The sequence below is a fragment of the Amycolatopsis sp. H20-H5 genome, from assembly GCF_035828755.1.
Taxonomy (GTDB): Bacteria; Actinomycetota; Actinomycetes; order Mycobacteriales; family Pseudonocardiaceae; genus Amycolatopsis.
This window is the reverse complement of the sequence record NZ_JAYMZS010000276.1, coordinates 1-1,368: the sequence shown is the minus strand read 5'-3', so window position 1 is coordinate 1,368 and position 1,368 is coordinate 1. Positions and strand designations below refer to the sequence as shown.

The 1,368-nt window shown below is 60.9% G+C and carries 1 protein-coding gene; it reads left to right on the top strand.

Going from position 1 to position 1,368, the window contains the following annotated elements; all coding sequences use genetic code 11:
- Positions 1–128 precede the first annotated feature (128 nt).
- The gene (locus QMK34_RS47445; protein WP_326421623.1) at positions 129–1,262 is read left to right on the top strand and encodes an IS701 family transposase; all 1,134 of its coding nucleotides are present in this window, start codon (positions 129–131) and stop codon (positions 1,260–1,262) included.
- Positions 1,263–1,368: the final 106 nt, after the last annotated feature.

Below are 1,368 nucleotides of genomic sequence, written 5' to 3'. Positions count from 1 at the left end.
CTAGTACTACAGAGCTAGATCTTTGCGTGTCGGTTCGTGATATCGGCTGCTGGTTGTGCGAGTGTTTGCGTGTGACCATTCCTTCTGCTGGGCGGGCTGGCGTCGCGGGCGGTGCGACTCGGGAAGATCTGGCTGCGTGGGATCAGGAGTTTCGGGATGTGTGCGCGCGTCTTGACGGGTTGTTCTACCGGACGGATTCGCGTGCGCATGCTCGGCATTATGTGCGCGGGTTGATCGCCCCGCTGGAACGGAAGAACGGCTGGACGATCGCGGAGTATTCCGGGGATCCGGAGCCGAAGGCGCTTCAGCGGTTGTTGAACTTGTCACCCTGGAATGCGGATGAGGCGCGGGATCTGGTACGCGTGTACGCGATGGAGCATTTCGCTGATCCGCGCGGCGTGCTGATCGCGGACCCGACTGGGTTTGCCAAGAAGGGAAATAAATCGGCGGGTGTTCAGCGTCAGTATTCGGGGACTCTGGGGCGGATCGATAACTGTCAGATCGGCGTGTTCCTGGCCTATGCCAATACGGCTGGCGATCGGGTGCTCATTGACCGGGAGTTGTACATGCCCGATGAGTCGTGGTGTGCTGATCCCGAGCGTCGAGCCGAGGCGCGCGTGCCGGAGGACGTGACGTTCGCTACCCGCCCAAAGCAGGTTCAGGCCATGATTGAGCGGGCGGTGGTGGCCGGGGTACCGTTCGCGTGGTTCGCCGCGGACGAGGAGTTCGGGCAGAATCCGGGGCTACGCTCGTATCTGGAAGCCGAAGCAATCGCTTATGCGATGGCCGTGCCGAAGAACACCGATATCGTCACCGGCGGTATCTCCTCGGCATCCGACATGCCGACGCTGGTCAAACATGTCGCATCCCGACTGAAGCGCCACGATTGGTCCCGTCGTTCCTGTGGAATCGGCACAAAGGGTTTCCGGGTCTACGACTGGGCGTTGGTCGATGCCGGTGACGGCCATCAGTATGTGTTCCGGCGGAATATCTCAGACGGTGAACTCGGCTACTTCCACTGCTACAACCCGCGCGGAGAATCACTGGCAGAACTTGTCCGTGTCATCGGTGCCCGCTGGCCGATCGAGGAATGTTTTGAAGCGGCCAAGAATGAAGCAGGGCTGGACAACTACCAGGTCCGTCTCCACCACGCCTGGTACCGGCATATCACTCTGTCGATGCTCGCCATGGCATTCCTCGCGGCGATGAGACACCAAGCAAAAAAAGAGCAGCGCGACCTGTGGACAAGCCGCACACCATGACCACCCGGGCCCGCCACTTGGTCGCGCTCTCGATCGCCGAGATCCGACGCCTGTTCAACCTCATCGACAAAGACGATCACGTCATCGACCAGGGCCTCCGTGCGTC